Consider the following 15,750-nt stretch of genomic DNA (forward strand, 5'->3'; position numbering starts at 1 on the left):
CCTGGTGGAGACGCCCCTGGTGCGTTTGCTGCCCGACGCCGAGCCGGAGGCCGCCCCTATTCGTGCGTGAGCAGGGCGGTGCGCAGCTCGGCCAGGGTCCGGGAGAGCAGCCGTGACACGTGCATCTGCGAGATGCCGAGGGCGGCGCCGATCTCGGCCTGGGTCATCTCCTGGCCGAAGCGCATCTCGATGATGCGGCGCTCGCGCTCACCGAGTTCCGCCAGGAGCGGCGCCAGGGCGTGGACGTGCTCGAAGACCTCGATGGCGGGGTCGGGGGCTCCCATGACGTCGGCGAGCGAGCGGCCGCTGCGGTACGTCTCGCCCTCCTCGGTCGAACCGTGCGGGGCGTCCAGGGATCCGGCCGCGTAGCCGTTGGCGGCCACGATCGCCTCCAGCGCCTGCTCCTCGGTCACCTCCAGGTCGGCCGCGAGCTCCTTGACGGTGGGCTCGCGGCCGAGCACGGAACTCAACTTCTCCTGGGACTGCGAGATGCGCGTACGCAGTTCCTGGAGCCTGCGCGGCACGTGCACGGCCCAGCTCGTGTCACGGAAGTAGCGCTTGATCTCGCCGAGGATGCAGGGCACCGCGAACGAGACGAACTCGAACCCGCGGCTCATGTCGAACCGGTCGATCGCCTTGATCAGGCCCACGGTCCCGACCTGCACGATGTCCTCCAGCTGGCCGTTGCCGCGGTGGCGGAAGCGGCCCGCCACGTAGTGCACCAGCGAGAGGTTCATCTCGATGAGGGTGTCGCGCGTGTACGTGTGTTCGGGCGAGCCCTCCTCCAGGGCCTTCAGCCGGTCGAAGAAGAGCTTGGAGAGCTCCCGCGCGTCCTTCGGGGCGACCTCGGAGGCATCGATCCGCGGCAGCGGCACTCCTCCGTCCGGCACTCCCTCGGCCTGTGTGACGCCCTGCCCGACGCCTTGATACTCATCGATTGTCCGAACAAACATTCCTGGTTCCCCACAGTCTCGACGTGCACGACTCAGCTCGCGGTGACCGCGAACACGGTCCCTTCGCGGTCCGCCAGCACGGCCTCCCGCCGGGGCCCGAGTCCTCTCGGCGCGGAGACGAGACCGCCGCCCCACCGCACGGCCGCGGCGGCGGCCGAGTCGACGTCCGCCACCCGGAAGGACGTGTGCCAGCGGTACCGTCCCTCGGTGCCGGGCGCCGCCCCGTCCACGAGCGCGGCGACCGGGCGCGACCCGTCTCGCACCACGATCCGGTCGTCCACGTACTCCACGGAGCAGCTCTCGCCGGGCTCGCCCGCCCAGCCCAGTACGCCGCCGTAGAAGAGGGCCGCGGCGAAGATGTCCCTGGTGTGCAGCTCCAGGCGGGCGACCGGGCCCGCACCGAGCGTCCGGCGGTCGTCGGGAGCCGGGTGCCGCAGTCCGAAGACCGCGCCCTCCGGCCCGGCCGCCACCGCGGCCCGTCCGGTGCGGGTGGTGAGCGGCCCGACGGCCACGGTGGCGCCGCGGTCGCGGAGGCGGCCCACCGCGTCGTCCACGTCGTCGACGGCGAAGTACGGCATCCAGCCCACGTCGGGGCCCGCGCAGTCGCTCTGGCTGAGGGTCCCGACCGGCGCCCCGGCCCGCAGCAGCAGGGACCGCGTCCGGCCCGGCGTGCCGATCAGCGGCACATGGCACCATCCGAACACCCGGGCGTAGAACTCCTCGGCGGCGCGCAGGTCCCGCACGGCCAGGCTCAGCCGGCACGGCGCGCCGAGCCCCTCCCGGGAGCCACCCCGCGGCGTGCTCGCGCCGGGGCGCGCGGACGGCTGCCCGACGGGCTCGGACCAGCGCGGCCCCTGCCCGCCGGACGGCGCGGGCGCGGGCGGGCGGGGTTCGGCCCCGGACGCGGATGCCGTGGGCCACCGGCCGCCGGGCCGCACGAGGCGGAGCTTCCTGTGCTGGCGGGGCGTCTTCCTCCTGCCGGTCCACACGGGCCGCGGCGCCTCTTTCGCCGGGCCTCCCGCGCGCGGGACCGGCGCCCCCTCCTCGGCCTGCCGCCCGCTCCCCCTGGTCACACCGATGTCCCTTGGCACAGCCTTCACAGCCTTCTCCTCAGCCGGTTCCTGCGGTCTGTCGTGTGATTCCGCAGACGGAAGCCCGCATACCGGGACCTTCTTCACTCATGGCAGGGACCAAGGACACCTCCTGCCCGGACCCAAGGGCACCTCCTGCCGCGCCCAAGAGCCGCGGCCGGGAACTCGGGCAGGATCCGGGCCCCGATGTGAGACTGCCTGTGAGGTGGTGATCACAGATGTCGACGCAACCCAGGGTGCCCGGTCCCGGAGAGCAGCTACTCGAACAACTGCTCGCCGCGGCGCATGCGGCGACTCCCGTGGAGCTGCCCGCCCTGGTGCAGCAGTTCGCCGACGCCTCCGGGCTCGACCGGATCGACGTATACCTGGTGGACCTCCAGCAGCGGTATCTGGTGCCGCTGGCCGAGGGGCCGCCACCGCTCAACGTGGACACGACCGTCGCCGGATCGGCCTACCGGGCCCACGAGCTGCGCCTGGAGGAGCTGCCCCACGGCCGGATCACCACCTGGCTGCCGCTGATCGACGGGGTCGAGCGCCTCGGCGTCGTCGGCGCCACGGCCTCGGCCCTCGACGGGGCGCTGCTGCGGCGCTGCCGTACGCTCGCCTCCATCCTGGCCATGGTGATCACCTCGAAGCGCGCGTCCAGCGACACCTTCGCGCGCCTGACGCGGTCAGAGACCATGCGGCTGCCCGCCGAGATGCTCCGGGCGTTCCTGCCGCCTCGCACGATCGGCAACTCCACCGTCATCTCGACCGCCGTCCTCGAACCCGCCTACGACATCGGCGGCGACGTCTTCGACCACTCCCTGACCACCTCCACCCTGCACGTGAGCATCCTCGACGCCATGGGCCACAACCTCCTGTCCGGGCTGACGACCGCCGTGGCCATGGCCGGCTGCCGCAACGCCCGTCGGGCCAAGGTCGAGCTGCCGGAACTCGTCGACAACGTCCAGGAGGCGCTGGCCCGGTGGCTGCCGGAGCAGTTCTGCACGGGGATCCTGGCCCAGCTGGACCTGGCGGGAGGTGTCCTGCGGTGGTGCAACTGCGGCCATCCGCCGCCCCTGCTCATCCGCGACCACCGCGTCCTCGACCGTGCCCTGGAGCGGCCCCCGCAGCCGCCTCTGGGGACGCCGGCCGCGCTGGCCGACGTCGCGTGGGAGGTGCACGAGGAGACGCTCCAGCCGGGCGACCGTGTGCTCATGTACACCGACGGCGTGACGGAGCTGCGCACGGGCGGCGGCGCCGAATTCGGCCTGGAGCGGTTCACCGACAGCATCATCCGCGCCACGGCCGCGGGCGAATCGGCTCCGGAGGCGCTGCGCCAGCTCATCCACTCCATCCTCGACCGGCAGGACAACCAGCTGCGCGACGACGCGACGCTGCTGCTGCTCGAATGGCTGCCGCCGGGCGCCCGGTGACCCGCCGCGGCACCGGCCGCCGTCACTCCCCGCGTGCCGGAACGTGTGTTCCGGATCAAGGTGGATACACGGCATGACGACGGCACCCCGCCGCGCGTGAAGGAGTGCGAACACCATGGACGACGACGGCGTCATGGGCGACGAGGTCTACCAGCCCGATGCGGACGAGATCCGTGAGGACGAGGGCATCCTCGACGCCGAGGACACGCTCAGCGACCGCGCGTCGGACCCCTACGACGAGGGCTGGTCGCCCCCCGAGCGTCCCCTGGGGGTCACCCACACCGGGACCACCGCCGAGGAGCAGCGCGAGGGCGAGAGCCTCGACGAACGGCTCTCGGAGGAGCTGCCCGACCCGGCGCTCCAGGTCCCCGGACCGGCCGAGTACGACGACGGCATCGGCGACACGGTGGACACCGACGGCGAGCCGATCGACGAGGCGGAGGTGGGCGACGTCCGCGCCGGGCGCCTGTTCGCCCCGGACGAGGGCGCGAGCGAGGACCCGGAGGACAGGGCCGCGCAGGACATGTTCGGTGAGGACATGGGCGTCGACGGCGGGGCGGCCTCCGCCGAGGAGGCCGCGGTGCATGTCATCTCCGATGTCAGGGAGCCCGGCGACTGAGCGTCCCGCCACGACGGTCACTGGGAGGGACGTATGTCGATCCGGTCGAATCGGGATGATTTGTCATAACTTATGGTCGATCCCATTCCTCTGGCTCCCCCTGGAGATCTCATGAACCCTGTCCTGACGCGTGCCCTCACTCTCGGCGCCGGCCTGCTGCTGGTGACCTCCCCCATCGCCGCGGCGTCCGCGCTCGCCGGCCCCTCCGACACCCCGCCGGGCCCGGCCGCCAAGGCGGCGCCGCGGCCCACGCTCAGCGCGAAGGTCACGGCGGGCTCCATCAGGGCGTGGCAGCAGTTCCGTATCCACGGAGCCTCCACGCACCTGCGCGCGGGGACGCGCGTGACCCTGCAACAGCTCCACCACAAGAAGTGGGTCAGCCTGCCCGCCCAGATGAACACCAGCCGCGCCCACACGTACAACCTGCGCGTCAAGCTGGGCCTGAAGGGCCCCAACAAGCTCCGCGTCGTCGGTGGCGGCGCCGTCTCCAACGTCGTGCAGGTCACCGTCCGCTGACGCGCCCCTCAGGGACGGCCTCCGCCTGCCGTCACTCCGGCCGCAGCCACACCGTGGCGAGCGGCGGAAGGGTGACGCGCAGGCGGGCCGGACGGCCGTGGGCGCCCTCCGGCTCGGGCTTCAGCGGGTCGGGGTTGCGGATGTCCCCGCCTCCGTAGCGGGCCGCGTCGGTGTTGAGGACCTCCCGCCAGGCGTGGGGCTCCTCCGGAACACCCAGTACGTGGTCGCGGCGCACCACCGGGGAGAAGTTGCACACCGCCAGCAGCGGGCTGCCGTCCTCGGCGTAACGCAGGAACGCGAGGACGTTGTCCTGGGCCGCGTCCGTCACGATCCAGGAGAACCCGGCCGGTGACGTGTCCTGTTCCCACAGGGCGGGAGTGGCCCGGTAGTGGTGGTTGAGGTCCCGCACCAGCAGCTGTACGCCGTGGTGGTCCGGCCGCGCCGGGTAGGCCGGGTCCAACAGCCCCCAGTCCAGGCCGCTTTCCTGCGACCACTCAGCGCCCTGCGCGAACTCCTGGCCCATAAACAGGAGTTGCTTGCCGGGGTGGGCCCACATGAAGCCCAGGTAGGCACGGTGGTTGGCCCGTCGCTGCCACCAGTCGCCGGGCATCTTGGAGACCAACGACTGTTTGCCGTGCACCACTTCGTCGTGCGAGAGCGGCAGGACGTAGTTCTCGCTGTAGGCGTACACCATCGAGAACGTCATCTCGTTGTGGTGGTACTCGCGGTACACCGGGTCGCGGCTGATGTACTCCAGCGAATCGTGAGACCAGCCCATGTTCCACTTCAAACCGAAGCCGAGGCCGCCGAAGCCGTCGGGACCGGTGTGGTGGGTGGCCCGCGTGACACCGTTCCAGGCCGTGGACTCCTCGGCGATGGTGACGACGCCGGGGTTGCGGCGGTAGACCGTCGCGTTCATTTCCTGAAGGAAGGCGACCGCGTCCAGGTTCTCCCGACCGCCGGACTCGTTGGCGGCCCACTGGCCCTCTTCGCGGGAGTAGTCGAGGTAGAGCATCGATGCCACGGCGTCCACCCGGAGCCCGTCGACGTGGAACTCCTCGCACCAGTAACTCGCGTTCGCGACCAGGAAGTTACGCACTTCCTTGCGCCCGTAGTCGAAGATGAGGGTGCCCCAGTCGGGGTGCTCGGCGCGCCGGCGGTCCTGCGGCTCGTACAGATGCTCCCCGTCGAACGCCGCGAGCGCCCAGTCGTCCTTCGGGAAGTGGGCGGGCACCCAGTCCAGGATGACGCCGACGCCCGCCTGGTGCAGCGTGTCGACGAGGTACCGGAAGTCGTTCGGTGTGCCCATGCGGGACGTCGGGGCGTAGAAGCCGGTGACCTGGTAGCCCCAGGAGCCGCTGAAGGGATGCTCGGCCACCGGCATGAACTCCACGTGGGTGAAGCCCGCCTCCGTCACGTACTCCGTGAGCTGCTCGGCCAGTTGACGGTACGTCAGTCCGGGTCGCCAGGAGGCCAGGTGGACCTCGTACACCGAGAAGGGGGTGCGGGTCACCGGGCGCTCGGCACGCCGCGCCATCCAGGCGTCGTCGCCCCATGTGTAGGACGATCGCGTGACCACCGAGGCGGTGTTCGGCGGGACTTCGGCACGGCGGGCCATCGGGTCCGCGCGCAGGGTGTGCGTGCCGTCGGCGCGGGCGATGTCGAACTTGTACAGGTTCCCTTCACCGAGCCCGGGGACGAACAGCTCCCACACGCCGGTCGAGCCCAGCGAGCGCATGGGGTACGCGGCGCCGTCCCAGCAGGAGAAGTCCCCGCAGACCCGCACACCTCGCGCGTTGGGCGCCCACACGGTGAACCGGGTGCCGGTCACTCCTTGGTGGGTCATGGGGTGCGCGCCCAGTGCCTTCCACAGTTCCTCGTGCCGGCCCTCGCCGATCAGGTGGAGGTCGAGGTCGCCGAGCGCGGGCAGGAAGCGGTAGGGGTCCTCGTACTCGTGCACGGCGCCCGGACCCTCGTAGGTCACGCGCAGCCGGTACGCGGGGGTCGCGTCGAGCGGCAGGACACCGGAGAACAGGCCCTCGCCCATGTCGTTCAGGGGCACCTCCCGCTCCTCGGTGAGGAGGGTCACCGCCAGGGCGTGCGGGCGCAGGGTCCGCAAGGCGATGCCGCCGGGCACCGGGTGCGCGCCGAGCAGCGCGTGCGGGTCGTGGTGGGTGCCGGACAGCAGGCGCCGGCGGTCCTCCACGTCGAGGGGGGCCTCGGGGACGCGGCCGGTGCCGATCGTGTGCGCGGGAGCGGGTGTCGCGGTGGTGTCCACTGTTTCAGCTCTCCTCTGCGAGGCGGGCGATCGCCGCCATGGGGACGGCCAGCCAGTCGGGGCGGTGCCGGGCCTCGTAGAGCGCCTCGTACACCGCTCGGTCCGTCTCGTAGGCCCGTAGCAGCTCGGGTTCCACGCGTGGGTCCCACGTCGACTCGGCGGCGTAGCCGGCGCAGTAGGCCTCCCGGCACCGCCGCACCCACTCGGAGCGCCACGGGGGCCGGGAGTGGGCCGCGTAGTCGAAGGAGCGGAGCATCCCCGCGATGTCGCGTATGGGCGCCTGGACGCGCCGGCGCTCGTCGAGGGGCCGGGCTGGCTCTCCCTCGAAGTCGATGATGAACCAGCGGCCCCTGGCCCTGAGCACCTGTCCGAGGTGCAGGTCGCCGTGGATGCGCTGGGCCTGGCGGCCCTGTCCGCGGGCCGCGACGGCGGCGTACGCGGCCTTCAGGCGCGTCACGTACGGGACGAGCTCCGGCATCTGATGGGCCGCGGTCTCCAGACGTCCGGTCATGGCGGCGGCGAGCCGGCTGCAACTGTAGGGGTCCGGTGGCCCCGACCCGAAGGCCTGGGCGAGGGCGAGGTGCACCTCGGCGGTGGCGCGCCCCAGTTCGTAGGACTCGTCGGAGAAGTTGTCGCCGCGGGTGAGGGTCTGGAGTGCCAGGGTCCAGCCGTCCGTCGCCTCGGGCAGGAACGGCTGGAGGACGCCGAGGGTCGCCTTGTGCGGCTCGGTGGTCCAGAACCAGGCGACAGGGGCGGGTACGCGGGCACAGTCACCGCGGGCGAGGGCCCACGGCACCTCCAGGTCCGGGTTGATGCCGTACTGGACGCGGCGGAACAGCTTGAGGATGAAGGCGTCGCCGTACACCAGTGAGGTGTTGGACTGCTCTCCGTCGAGCAGGCGGGGCGGCAGTCCCTCGGGCACGACGGTCCGCGTGTCCCGTTCGAAGCGCAGGGGGCCCATCTCGCCGGGCGTGCGCAGGCGTTCGAGGAGCAGCCCCGCCGACCAGGGGTCCAGGAGGGCGTCGTACACGGTCAGGCCCGCGAGCGGCCCGGCGTCGGGGCGGCCGACGACGGCGTGGTGGAGCCGGGGCGGCAGGTGTTCGCGGACGCCGAGAATCAGTTGGTAGCAGTCCTCGGGCGGTCCCGCGGGGCCCGAGCGGATCAGCAGGTGCAGGCAGCCGGGGTGCAGCTCGGTCATGGAGAGCACGGCAAGATCCGTGACGGGACGGCCCTTGCCCGCGAACCAGCGCTGCCGCGGCAGCCATTCACGAAGGAGCCCCGCCAACGAGGTCAGCAGCCGAGGAGGGCTGAGGCTGCCGGGCGACTGTGATGCGGTCTTCAGCATGCGACACGTCCCTTCAAAGGCGCACCGCGGGTGCGGCCGGACGTCGTGGCTGTTCGGTCAGCCGGAACCAGTAGAAGCCGTGGCCCGCGAGGGTGAGGAGGTAGGGCAGTTCACCGATGGCGGGGAAGCGCACTCCGCCGATCAGCTCCACCGGGTGGCGTCCGTCGTAGGCCCGCAGGTTCAGCTCGGTGGGCTGCGCGAAACGCGAGAAGTTGTGCACGCACAGCACGAGGTCGTCGTCGTCCCCCTCCTGCGCGGGCGCCTCCCGGAGGAAGGCGAGGACGGCGGGGTTGGAGGAGGGCAGTTCGGTGTAGGTGCCGAGGCCGAAGGCGGGGTTCTGTTTGCGGATCTCGATCATCCTGCGGGTCCAGTGCAGGAGGGAGGACGGCGAGGACATGGAGGCCTCGACGTTGGTGACCTGGTAGCCGTAGACCGGGTCCATGATCGTGGGCAGGTAGAGGCGGCCGGGGTCGCAGGAGGAGAAGCCCGCGTTGCGGTCCGGCGTCCACTGCATGGGGGTGCGCACCGCGTCGCGGTCGCCGAGCCAGATGTTGTCGCCCATGCCGATCTCGTCGCCGTAGTAGAGGATCGGCGATCCTGGCAGGGACAGCAGCAGGGCGGTGAAGAGTTCGATCTGGTTGCGGTCGTTGTCCAGGAGGGGGGCCAGGCGGCGGCGGATGCCGATGTTGGCGCGCATGCGCGGGTCCTTGGCGTATTCCGCGTACATGTAGTCGCGTTCTTCGTCGGTGACCATCTCCAGGGTCAGCTCGTCGTGGTTGCGCAGGAAGATGCCCCACTGGCAGCCCGAGGGGATCGCGGGCGTTTTGGCGAGGATTTCGGAGACGGGATAGCGCGATTCACGGCGTACGGCCATGAAGATGCGGGGCATGACGGGGAAGTGGAACGCCATGTGGCATTCGTCGCCGCCCTTGGAGAAGTCGCCGAAATAGTCGACGACGTCCTCGGGCCATTGGTTGGCCTCGGCGAGCAGGACGGTGTCCGGATAGTGCGCGTCGATCTCCGAGCGGACCCGCTTGAGGAAGTGGTGGGTGGCCCGCAGGTTCTCGCAGTTGGTGCCTTCCTCCTGGTAGAGGTAGGGCACCGCGTCCAGCCGGTATCCGTCGACGCCCAGGTCGAGCCAGAAGCGGAGGGCGGCGAGGATCTCTTCTTGGACGGCGGGGTTCTCGTAGTTGAGGTCGGGCTGGTGGGAGAAGAAGCGGTGCCAGTAGTACTGCTTGCGCACCGGGTCGAAGGTCCAGTTGGAGGCTTCGGTGTCGACAAAGATGATGCGGGCGTCGCCGTACTGCTTGTCGTCGTCGGCCCAGACGTAGTAGTCGCCATAAGGGCCGTCGGGGTCGGTGCGGGAAGCCTGGAACCACGGGTGCTGGTCGCTGGTGTGGTTCATGACGAAGTCGATGATGACGCGCATGCCGCGCTGGTGGGCGGAGTCGACGAATTCCACGAAGTCGGCGAGGTCGCCGAATTCGGGGAGGACGGCGGTGTAGTCGGAGACGTCGTAGCCGCCGTCGCGGAGGGGGGATTTGAAGAAGGGGGGCAGCCACAGGCAGTCGACGCCGAGCCATTGGAGGTAGTCGAGTTTGGCGGTGATGCCTTTGAGGTCGCCGATGCCGTCGCCGTTGCTGTCCTGGAAGGAACGGACCAGTACCTCGTAGAACACGGCGCGTTTGAACCAGTCGGGGTGCCGGTCCTTGGCGGGCGTGTCCTCGAACGTGTCCTGGACGGGCTCGTTGACGATCATGATGTGGGTGACCCTCCGTTCTCCCCCGACTCCGGCAGGACCAGCACATGCGCCCCGCCCGGGCGAAGACGCACGTAATTGGCGCTGCCCCAGTGGTAGGTCTCGCCGCTCAGCTCGTCGCGCACCGGCACGCTCTCGTGCCGGTCGAGGCCGAGCTGCGACATGTCCAGGGAGACGGTGCCCTCCTGGGTGTGGTGGGGGTCGAGGTTGGCGACCACCAGGACCATGTCGTCGCCGTCGCGCTTGCTGTAGACGATGAGCGCGTCGTTGTCGGCCCGGTGGAAACGGAGGTTCCTGAGCAGGTGCAGGGCACGGTGGCGGCGTCGTATCGCGTTGAGCGTGGTGATGAGGGGGGCGATGGTGCGGCCCTCCCGCTCGGCCGCCGCCCAGTCCCTGGGCCGCAGTTGGTACTTCTCCGAGTGCAGGTACTCCTCGCTGCCGGGCCGCACGGGCGTGTTCTCGCACAGCTCGAAGCCGCTGTAGACACCCCAGGCCGGCGAGAGCGTCGCGGCAAGGACCGCCCGCACCTCGAAGGCCGGGCGCCCGCCCTCCTGGAGGTAACCGTGCAGGATGTCCGGGGTGTTCACGAAGAAGTTCGGCCGCAGGAAGTGCGCGGTCTCCCGCGACAGCTCGGTGAGGTAGTCGGTGAGCTCTTCCTTGGTGTTGCGCCAGGTGAAGTACGTGTACGACTGCTGGAAACCGATGGCGGCGAGGGTGTGCAGCATCGCGGGCCGGGTGAAGGCCTCGGCGAGGAAGATCACGTCCGGGTCGGTGCCGTTGATCCGGGCGATCACCTCCTCCCAGAACACCACCGGCTTGGTGTGCGGATTGTCGACACGGAAGATCCGCACGCCGTGCCCCATCCAGAACCGCAACAGCCGCTCCGTCTCCGCGACAAGACCCGGCAGATCCCTGTCGAAGGCGATCGGATAGATGTCCTGGTACTTCTTCGGCGGATTCTCGGCGTACGCGATGGAACCGTCCGCCCGCTGCCGGAACCACTCCGGATGCTTGTCCACCCACGGGTGGTCCGGCGAGCACTGCAACGCGAAGTCCAGCGCCACCTCAAGACTGAACTCCTTCGCGCGCCGCACGAACGCGTCGAAGTCGTCCAGCGTCCCGAGGTCGGGGTGCACGGCGTCGTGCCCGCCCTCCGCCGAACCGATCGCCCACGGCACGCCCACGTCGTACGGGCCCGAGGAGAGAGAGTTGTCCGGGCCCTTGCGGAAGGTGACGCCGATGGGATGGATCGGCGGCAGGTACACCACGTCGAAGCCCATCTCCGCGATGGCCGGCAGCCGCTCGGCCGCCGTGCGGAACGTCCCCGACACCGGCGGCTCGCCCTCACGGACCACCGCACCCTCCGAACGCGGGAAGAACTCGTACCACGACCCGAACAGCGCCCGCTTCCGCTCCACGAGCAGGGGCAGGGCGTGCGAACGGGTGACACGTTCGCGCAGGGGGTACCGCGCGAGGACCGCGTCCGTCCCCGGCGCGAGCGCCACCGCCAGGCGGGCGGCGGGCGGGCGCGACGCGTCCCGCAGCGCGTCGGCGGCGGCCCGCAGCGTCCGGCGGTCCGTGCCGTCCGGCACTCCGTCCGCGGCACGGTCGAACAGCAGGGCCCCTTCTTCGAGGGTCACTTCGGTGTCGAGACCGGCCGGAACCTTGATCTCGGCGGCCCTGCGCCACCCGGTCACCGGGTCGGCCCACGCCTCCACGGCGTACGTCCAGTGCCCCTCCGCGTCCGGGGTGACCTCCGCGCCCCAGCGGTCGCTGCCCGGGGACAGTTCACGCATCGGGGTCCAGGGTCCGCCGCGGTCGTCGGGGCCGAGCAGCACGACGTTGGCGCCGACCGCCTCGTGGCCCTCGCCGAAGACCGTGGCCGTGACCTGGAAGGTCTCTTCGAGCACCGCCTTCACGGGGCGCCGGCCGCAGTCGAGTGCCGGGCGGATGTCGCGGATCGGCACGGTGAGGACCGGCGGGACGTCGCGGGAAGCCGGTTCCCGCACCGCCGCACGCACCGCCGAGCGGACCGACGATGAGCGCACCACCGAAGCACGCGCCGCCGAGGAGCGCGCCGACGCGACCGGACTCGGATCCGGAGCTGGGGTCATCGCTCTCTCCTCTGCCACGCTCACACGTACGGGTCGAAGACAACTTCCGCGCACCGCCGACGCCTTCACGCCGGGAGCCTTCCGCTGCCGTCGCGCCGGCCGCAGGCCGAGGTAGTACTCGGCCGCGTCGGCGGCGGTCCGTGCGGTGAGCTCACCCATCAGCACGCACAGGGTGTACGCGGTGTTCTCGAAGTGCGTCCGCACGGTGCGGTCCGCCGGGTCCGCGAGCAACAGGCGCTCCCATGCCCGGTATTGGTCCAGATGCCGCGCGACCTCAGCTTTCGTAGGCAGCAGCATCACGCTGGTCACCTTCTCGTTCTCCGGACGTACGCACGGCGCACCTGGCTGGTGCCGGGCCGCGGCGCACGTAGAGGAATGGGCGTGTTTCGCCGTCAAGCTTCCCGACCCATGGTGCACGTGTGACCACGCAGCGTCCTGTTGGATCTTCAACGGCCGGGGCTGACCTGCTCGTGTTGCGCGAATGGAGCAGTGCTCTCACCCTGAGACTGACTCAGAAGCGATCACTGCTCACGCTTCGTGCTCGGGGCTCGGCTCGCAGAGCCGATGAAGGGCTCACAGAGCCGATGAAGACCGGGGCTTCGCTGAGAGGAGCCAAGCGCGATGAAGACTGCAATCCCCTGTTACTACCACCTTGAGGTGGAGATCAGCCCGGAGAGGATCGATCAGGTCAGGCGCATTCTGGCCGCACATCTCCGGCACTGGGGTCTGGGGATTCTCGCCGAACGGGTGTGCCACTGCGCCGGTGTGCTGCTCGGCGCGATCGAGGAACACGGGACGGACAAGAACGCCGTGGTTGAGATGTGGTGGAACGGACAGCACCTCATCACCGCCGTGTCGGACAACGAGCCCGACCTGCCCCGCCCGCACTACGGGCCACAGGGCTGCCTGGCGCAGATCGCGGCGCTCAGCGACGGCTGGGGCAACTACCCGGGGACCAACGGCAAGATCATCTGGTTCTCGCACCGCGCCCGGTGCCCCGAGCGCGCCCCGCTGGCCCCGACGCCTCCCGCGCCCACGCTGCGCACGGCGCGTCAACTGCCGCGCGAGGTGCCGGTCTCCGCGCTCGCGACTCCGCCCGAGGAGGAGCCGGTGACCATCGGCTCCGCTCCGGGCGCCGCCCAGCGGTCCGGCGGATCTTGGCCGAAGATGGTGGAACGAACCACAGCGTCGTCTCCCGGGTCACGTACGCCGTCCGCCACCTGAGCACCCCGCTCACGGAGAGCACCCCGCTCACGCGGCAGCGCGCCACAGGCCGCGGCGACCCCGCCGGGAAGCCGCGGCCCGTCGGCGTCTTCGGACGTCCTTGCGGGCGCTGAGGACCGACCCGAGACCACGCCCATCCCTACGGAGGCAGCAGCGTGCGCACCTGGACCGGACGCCCTTTCCCCCTGGGGGCCACCTACGACGGCGAAGGCACCAACTTCGCCCTGTTCAGCGAGGTCGCCGACCGTGTCGACCTCGTACTCATCCACGAGGACGGCACCCACCGCGACGTCACCCTCTCGGAGGTCGACGGCTTCGTCTGGCACTGCTATCTGCCCGGGGTCGGGCCGGGCCAGCGCTACGGCTACCGGGTGCACGGCCCCTGGGACCCCGACGCAGGCCACCGCTGCAATCCCGCGAAGCTGCTCCTCGACCCCTACGCAAGGGCGTTCGAGGGGCAGGTGGACCACCACGAGGCTCTCTACGAACGCGCGGCGGACGGGCCCGAACCGGCCGACAGCGCCGGTCACACCATGCTCTCGGTGGTGACCGACCCGTCCTTCCCCTGGGAGGGCGACCAGCCGCTCAGGCGGCCGTACGCCGACACCGTGATCTACGAGACGCATGTGCGCGGCCTGACCCTCACCCATCCGGGGGTCCCCGACGAGCTGCGCGGCACGTACGCGGGTCTCGCCACGGAGGCGGTCATCGACCACCTGCTCGCGCTGGGCGTGACCGCCGTCGAGCTGATGCCGGTGCACCAGTACGTGCAGGACGGCTTCCTGCGCGACCGCGGCCTGTCCAACTACTGGGGCTACACCTCCATCGGCTTCTTCGCCCCGCACAACGCGTACGCGGCGCGTGGCTCCCGGGGCGAGCAGGTCACCGAGTTCAAGTCGATGGTGAAGAAGCTGCACGCGGCCGGGCTCGAAGTGATCCTGGACGTGGTCTACAACCACACGGCGGAGGGCAACCAGAACGGTCCGACCCTCGCCTTCCGCGGCATCGACAACGCCTCGTACTACCGCTTGGCCCAGGACGATCCGGCGCACTACTTCGACACCACCGGCACCGGCAACAGCCTGCTGATGCGCCATCCCAACGTTCTTCAGCTCGTCATGGACTCGCTGCGGTACTGGGTCACCGAGATGCACGTCGACGGTTTCCGCTTCGACCTGGCGGCCACGCTCGCGCGCCAGTTCTACGAGGTGGACCGGCTGTCCGCCTTCTTCGACCTGGTCCAGCAGGACCCGGTGGTCGGCCGCGTCAAGCTCATCGCCGAGCCGTGGGACGTCGGCGAGGGCGGCTACCAGGTCGGCAACTTCCCGCCCCTGTGGTCGGAGTGGAACGGCAAGTACCGGGACTCGGTACGGGATTTCTGGCGCGGCGAGGAGCACTCCCTCGCGGAGTTCGCCTCCCGGCTGACCGGCTCCTCCGACCTGTACCAGCACGACCGCCGCCGGCCGCGCGCCAGCATCAACTTCGTGACCGCGCACGACGGTTTCACGCTGCGGGACCTGGTCTCGTACAACGACAAGCACAACGAGGACAACGGCGAGGACAACCGGGACGGCGAGAGCATGAACCGGTCCTGGAACTGTGGTGTCGAGGGGCCCACCACCGACGAGGGCGTCCTGGAGCTCCGCGCGCGCCAGCAGCGCAACTTCCTCGCCACGCTCATGCTCTCGCAAGGCATCCCGATGCTCGCCCACGGTGACGAGCTGGGCCGCACGCAGCAGGGCAACAACAACGCCTACTGCCAGGACAACGCGATCTCCTGGATCGACTGGGACCTCGACGACGAACAGCGCAACCTGGTCGAATTCACCCGGCGGGCGATCGCGCTGCGCGCCGCGCACCCGGTGCTGCGCCGGCGCCGCTTCTTCCGCGGGGAGACCGCGACGCACGACGGCCAGCCGTTGCCGGACCTGGTGTGGCTGCGGCCCGACGCGCGCGAGATGACGGAGGCCGACTGGCAGCGGGGCGACGCCCACTCCGTCTGCGCCTTCCTCAACGGCGACGCGATCGCGGAGCCGGACTCGCGCGGCAGGCCCGTGGTGGACGACTCCTTCCTGCTCCTGCTGAACAGCTACCGGGAGCCGGTCGTCTTCCGCCTGCCGGGTGCCGCGTACGGCGAGCGGTGGTCGTCGCGGATCGACACCACGGATCCGCTCGGTCTCTCGGACGAGGCCGAGCACAAGGCGGGCGGCGAGGTCACCGTCGCGGCGCACAGCCTGCTGCTGCTCTCGCGGCCTTCCCTCGCCCGGCGTCGTATCACCGGATCGGCGGACCGGGCGGCCAAGGCGCGCTGAGGCCGCGTCGAGTGGCGCGGCGCCCACCCCTTTGCCCACACTGAAGGGCGGCAGGGCGCCGAGCCTCCCGCTGAGCCCGAAAGCACAGGTGCCAGGCTGTTCCTTCAGGGCGCCTCGATTT

Annotated in this window: 11 protein-coding genes; 5 read left to right on the forward strand and 6 right to left on the reverse strand. The window is 70.6% G+C overall.

Translation table 11 applies throughout. The annotated features are described in order from the left end of the window. Nucleotides 1-56 precede the first annotated feature (56 nt). Both ACOBQB_RS13745 and ACOBQB_RS13750 read right to left on the reverse strand, forming a co-directional pair. Nucleotides 57-953: a SigB/SigF/SigG family RNA polymerase sigma factor gene (locus ACOBQB_RS13745; protein ID WP_423591807.1), complete on the reverse strand. Its 897-nt coding sequence runs from the start codon at nt 951-953 to the stop codon at nt 57-59. A 32-nt stretch (nt 954-985) separates the two neighbouring features. After that, complete coding sequence (locus ACOBQB_RS13750) at nt 986-2,026, reverse strand: VOC family protein (RefSeq protein ID WP_423591809.1); 1,041 nt, start codon at nt 2,024-2,026, stop codon at nt 986-988. Nucleotides 2,027-2,262: 236 nt separating this feature from the next. Here ACOBQB_RS13750 and ACOBQB_RS13755 point away from each other — a divergent pair, with 236 nt between their 5' ends. The 3 genes from ACOBQB_RS13755 (at nt 2,263) to ACOBQB_RS13765 (ending at nt 4,597) form a co-directional block, all read left to right on the forward strand. Then, on the forward strand, nt 2,263-3,462 hold the full coding sequence (locus ACOBQB_RS13755; RefSeq protein ID WP_423591810.1) for a PP2C family protein-serine/threonine phosphatase: 1,200 nt from the start codon (nt 2,263-2,265) through the stop codon (nt 3,460-3,462). A 115-nt stretch (nt 3,463-3,577) separates the two neighbouring features. Next, nucleotides 3,578-4,081: a DUF5709 domain-containing protein gene (locus ACOBQB_RS13760; RefSeq protein WP_423591811.1), complete on the forward strand. Its 504-nt coding sequence runs from the start codon at nt 3,578-3,580 to the stop codon at nt 4,079-4,081. 111 nt (nt 4,082-4,192) lie between these two features. After that, nucleotides 4,193-4,597 carry a hypothetical protein gene (locus tag ACOBQB_RS13765; protein ID WP_423591813.1) on the forward strand — a complete coding sequence of 135 codons (405 nt, stop codon included), beginning with the start codon at nt 4,193-4,195 and terminating at the stop codon, nt 4,595-4,597. Between the two features lie 31 nt (nt 4,598-4,628). Here the strand turns inward: ACOBQB_RS13765 and glgB are convergent, their stop codons facing one another. Genes glgB through ACOBQB_RS13785 form a run of 4 tightly spaced genes read right to left on the reverse strand, consistent with a single transcriptional unit; the run spans nt 4,629 to nt 12,390 of the window. Beyond that, complete coding sequence (gene glgB / locus ACOBQB_RS13770) at nt 4,629-6,875, reverse strand: 1,4-alpha-glucan branching enzyme (RefSeq protein WP_423591815.1); 2,247 nt, start codon at nt 6,873-6,875, stop codon at nt 4,629-4,631. A 4-nt stretch (nt 6,876-6,879) separates the two neighbouring features. Then, a complete protein-coding gene (locus ACOBQB_RS13775) occupies nt 6,880-8,220 on the reverse strand; it encodes a maltokinase N-terminal cap-like domain-containing protein (protein ID WP_423591816.1) in 1,341 nt (446 codons plus the stop codon). A gap of 13 nt (nt 8,221-8,233) precedes the next feature. Next, on the reverse strand, nt 8,234-9,979 hold the full coding sequence (gene treS / locus ACOBQB_RS13780; protein WP_423591818.1) for a maltose alpha-D-glucosyltransferase: 1,746 nt from the start codon (nt 9,977-9,979) through the stop codon (nt 8,234-8,236). Continuing rightward, nucleotides 9,976-12,390 (reverse strand): maltotransferase domain-containing protein, encoded by a 2,415-nt coding sequence (locus tag ACOBQB_RS13785; RefSeq protein ID WP_423598456.1) that lies wholly within the window; start codon nt 12,388-12,390, stop codon nt 9,976-9,978. The genes treS and ACOBQB_RS13785 overlap by 4 nt, the downstream gene beginning before the upstream one ends. Before the next feature lie 324 nt (nt 12,391-12,714). Between ACOBQB_RS13785 and ACOBQB_RS13790 the strand changes: the two genes are divergently transcribed. Together ACOBQB_RS13790 and glgX are read left to right on the forward strand one after the other, a co-directional pair. After that, a complete protein-coding gene (locus ACOBQB_RS13790; protein WP_423591820.1) occupies nt 12,715-13,317 on the forward strand; it encodes a pep a2 in 603 nt (200 codons plus the stop codon). A 155-nt stretch (nt 13,318-13,472) separates the two neighbouring features. Next, nucleotides 13,473-15,629 (forward strand): glycogen debranching protein GlgX, encoded by a 2,157-nt coding sequence (glgX, locus tag ACOBQB_RS13795; RefSeq protein WP_423591821.1) that lies wholly within the window; start codon nt 13,473-13,475, stop codon nt 15,627-15,629. The last annotated feature ends 121 nt before the right edge of the window (nt 15,630-15,750 follow it).

This window comes from Streptomyces sp. G5(2025), from assembly GCF_049542075.1.
In the GTDB taxonomy this organism is placed as follows: domain Bacteria; phylum Actinomycetota; class Actinomycetes; order Streptomycetales; family Streptomycetaceae; genus Streptomyces.

Coding starts and splice junctions, on each gene's coding strand:
- ACOBQB_RS13745 (WP_423591807.1), bottom strand. CDS start 953: ATGTTTGTTCGGACAATCGATGAGTATCAAGGCGTCGGGCAGGGCGTC.
- ACOBQB_RS13755 (WP_423591810.1), top strand. CDS start 2,263: ATGTCGACGCAACCCAGGGTGCCCGGTCCCGGAGAGCAGCTACTCGAA.
- ACOBQB_RS13760 (WP_423591811.1), top strand. CDS start 3,578: ATGGACGACGACGGCGTCATGGGCGACGAGGTCTACCAGCCCGATGCG.
- ACOBQB_RS13765 (WP_423591813.1), top strand. CDS start 4,193: ATGAACCCTGTCCTGACGCGTGCCCTCACTCTCGGCGCCGGCCTGCTG.
- ACOBQB_RS13775 (WP_423591816.1), bottom strand. CDS start 8,220: ATGCTGAAGACCGCATCACAGTCGCCCGGCAGCCTCAGCCCTCCTCGG.
- treS (WP_423591818.1), bottom strand. CDS start 9,979: ATGATCGTCAACGAGCCCGTCCAGGACACGTTCGAGGACACGCCCGCC.
- ACOBQB_RS13785 (WP_423598456.1), bottom strand. CDS start 12,390: ATGCTGCTGCCTACGAAAGCTGAGGTCGCGCGGCATCTGGACCAATAC.
- ACOBQB_RS13790 (WP_423591820.1), top strand. CDS start 12,715: ATGAAGACTGCAATCCCCTGTTACTACCACCTTGAGGTGGAGATCAGC.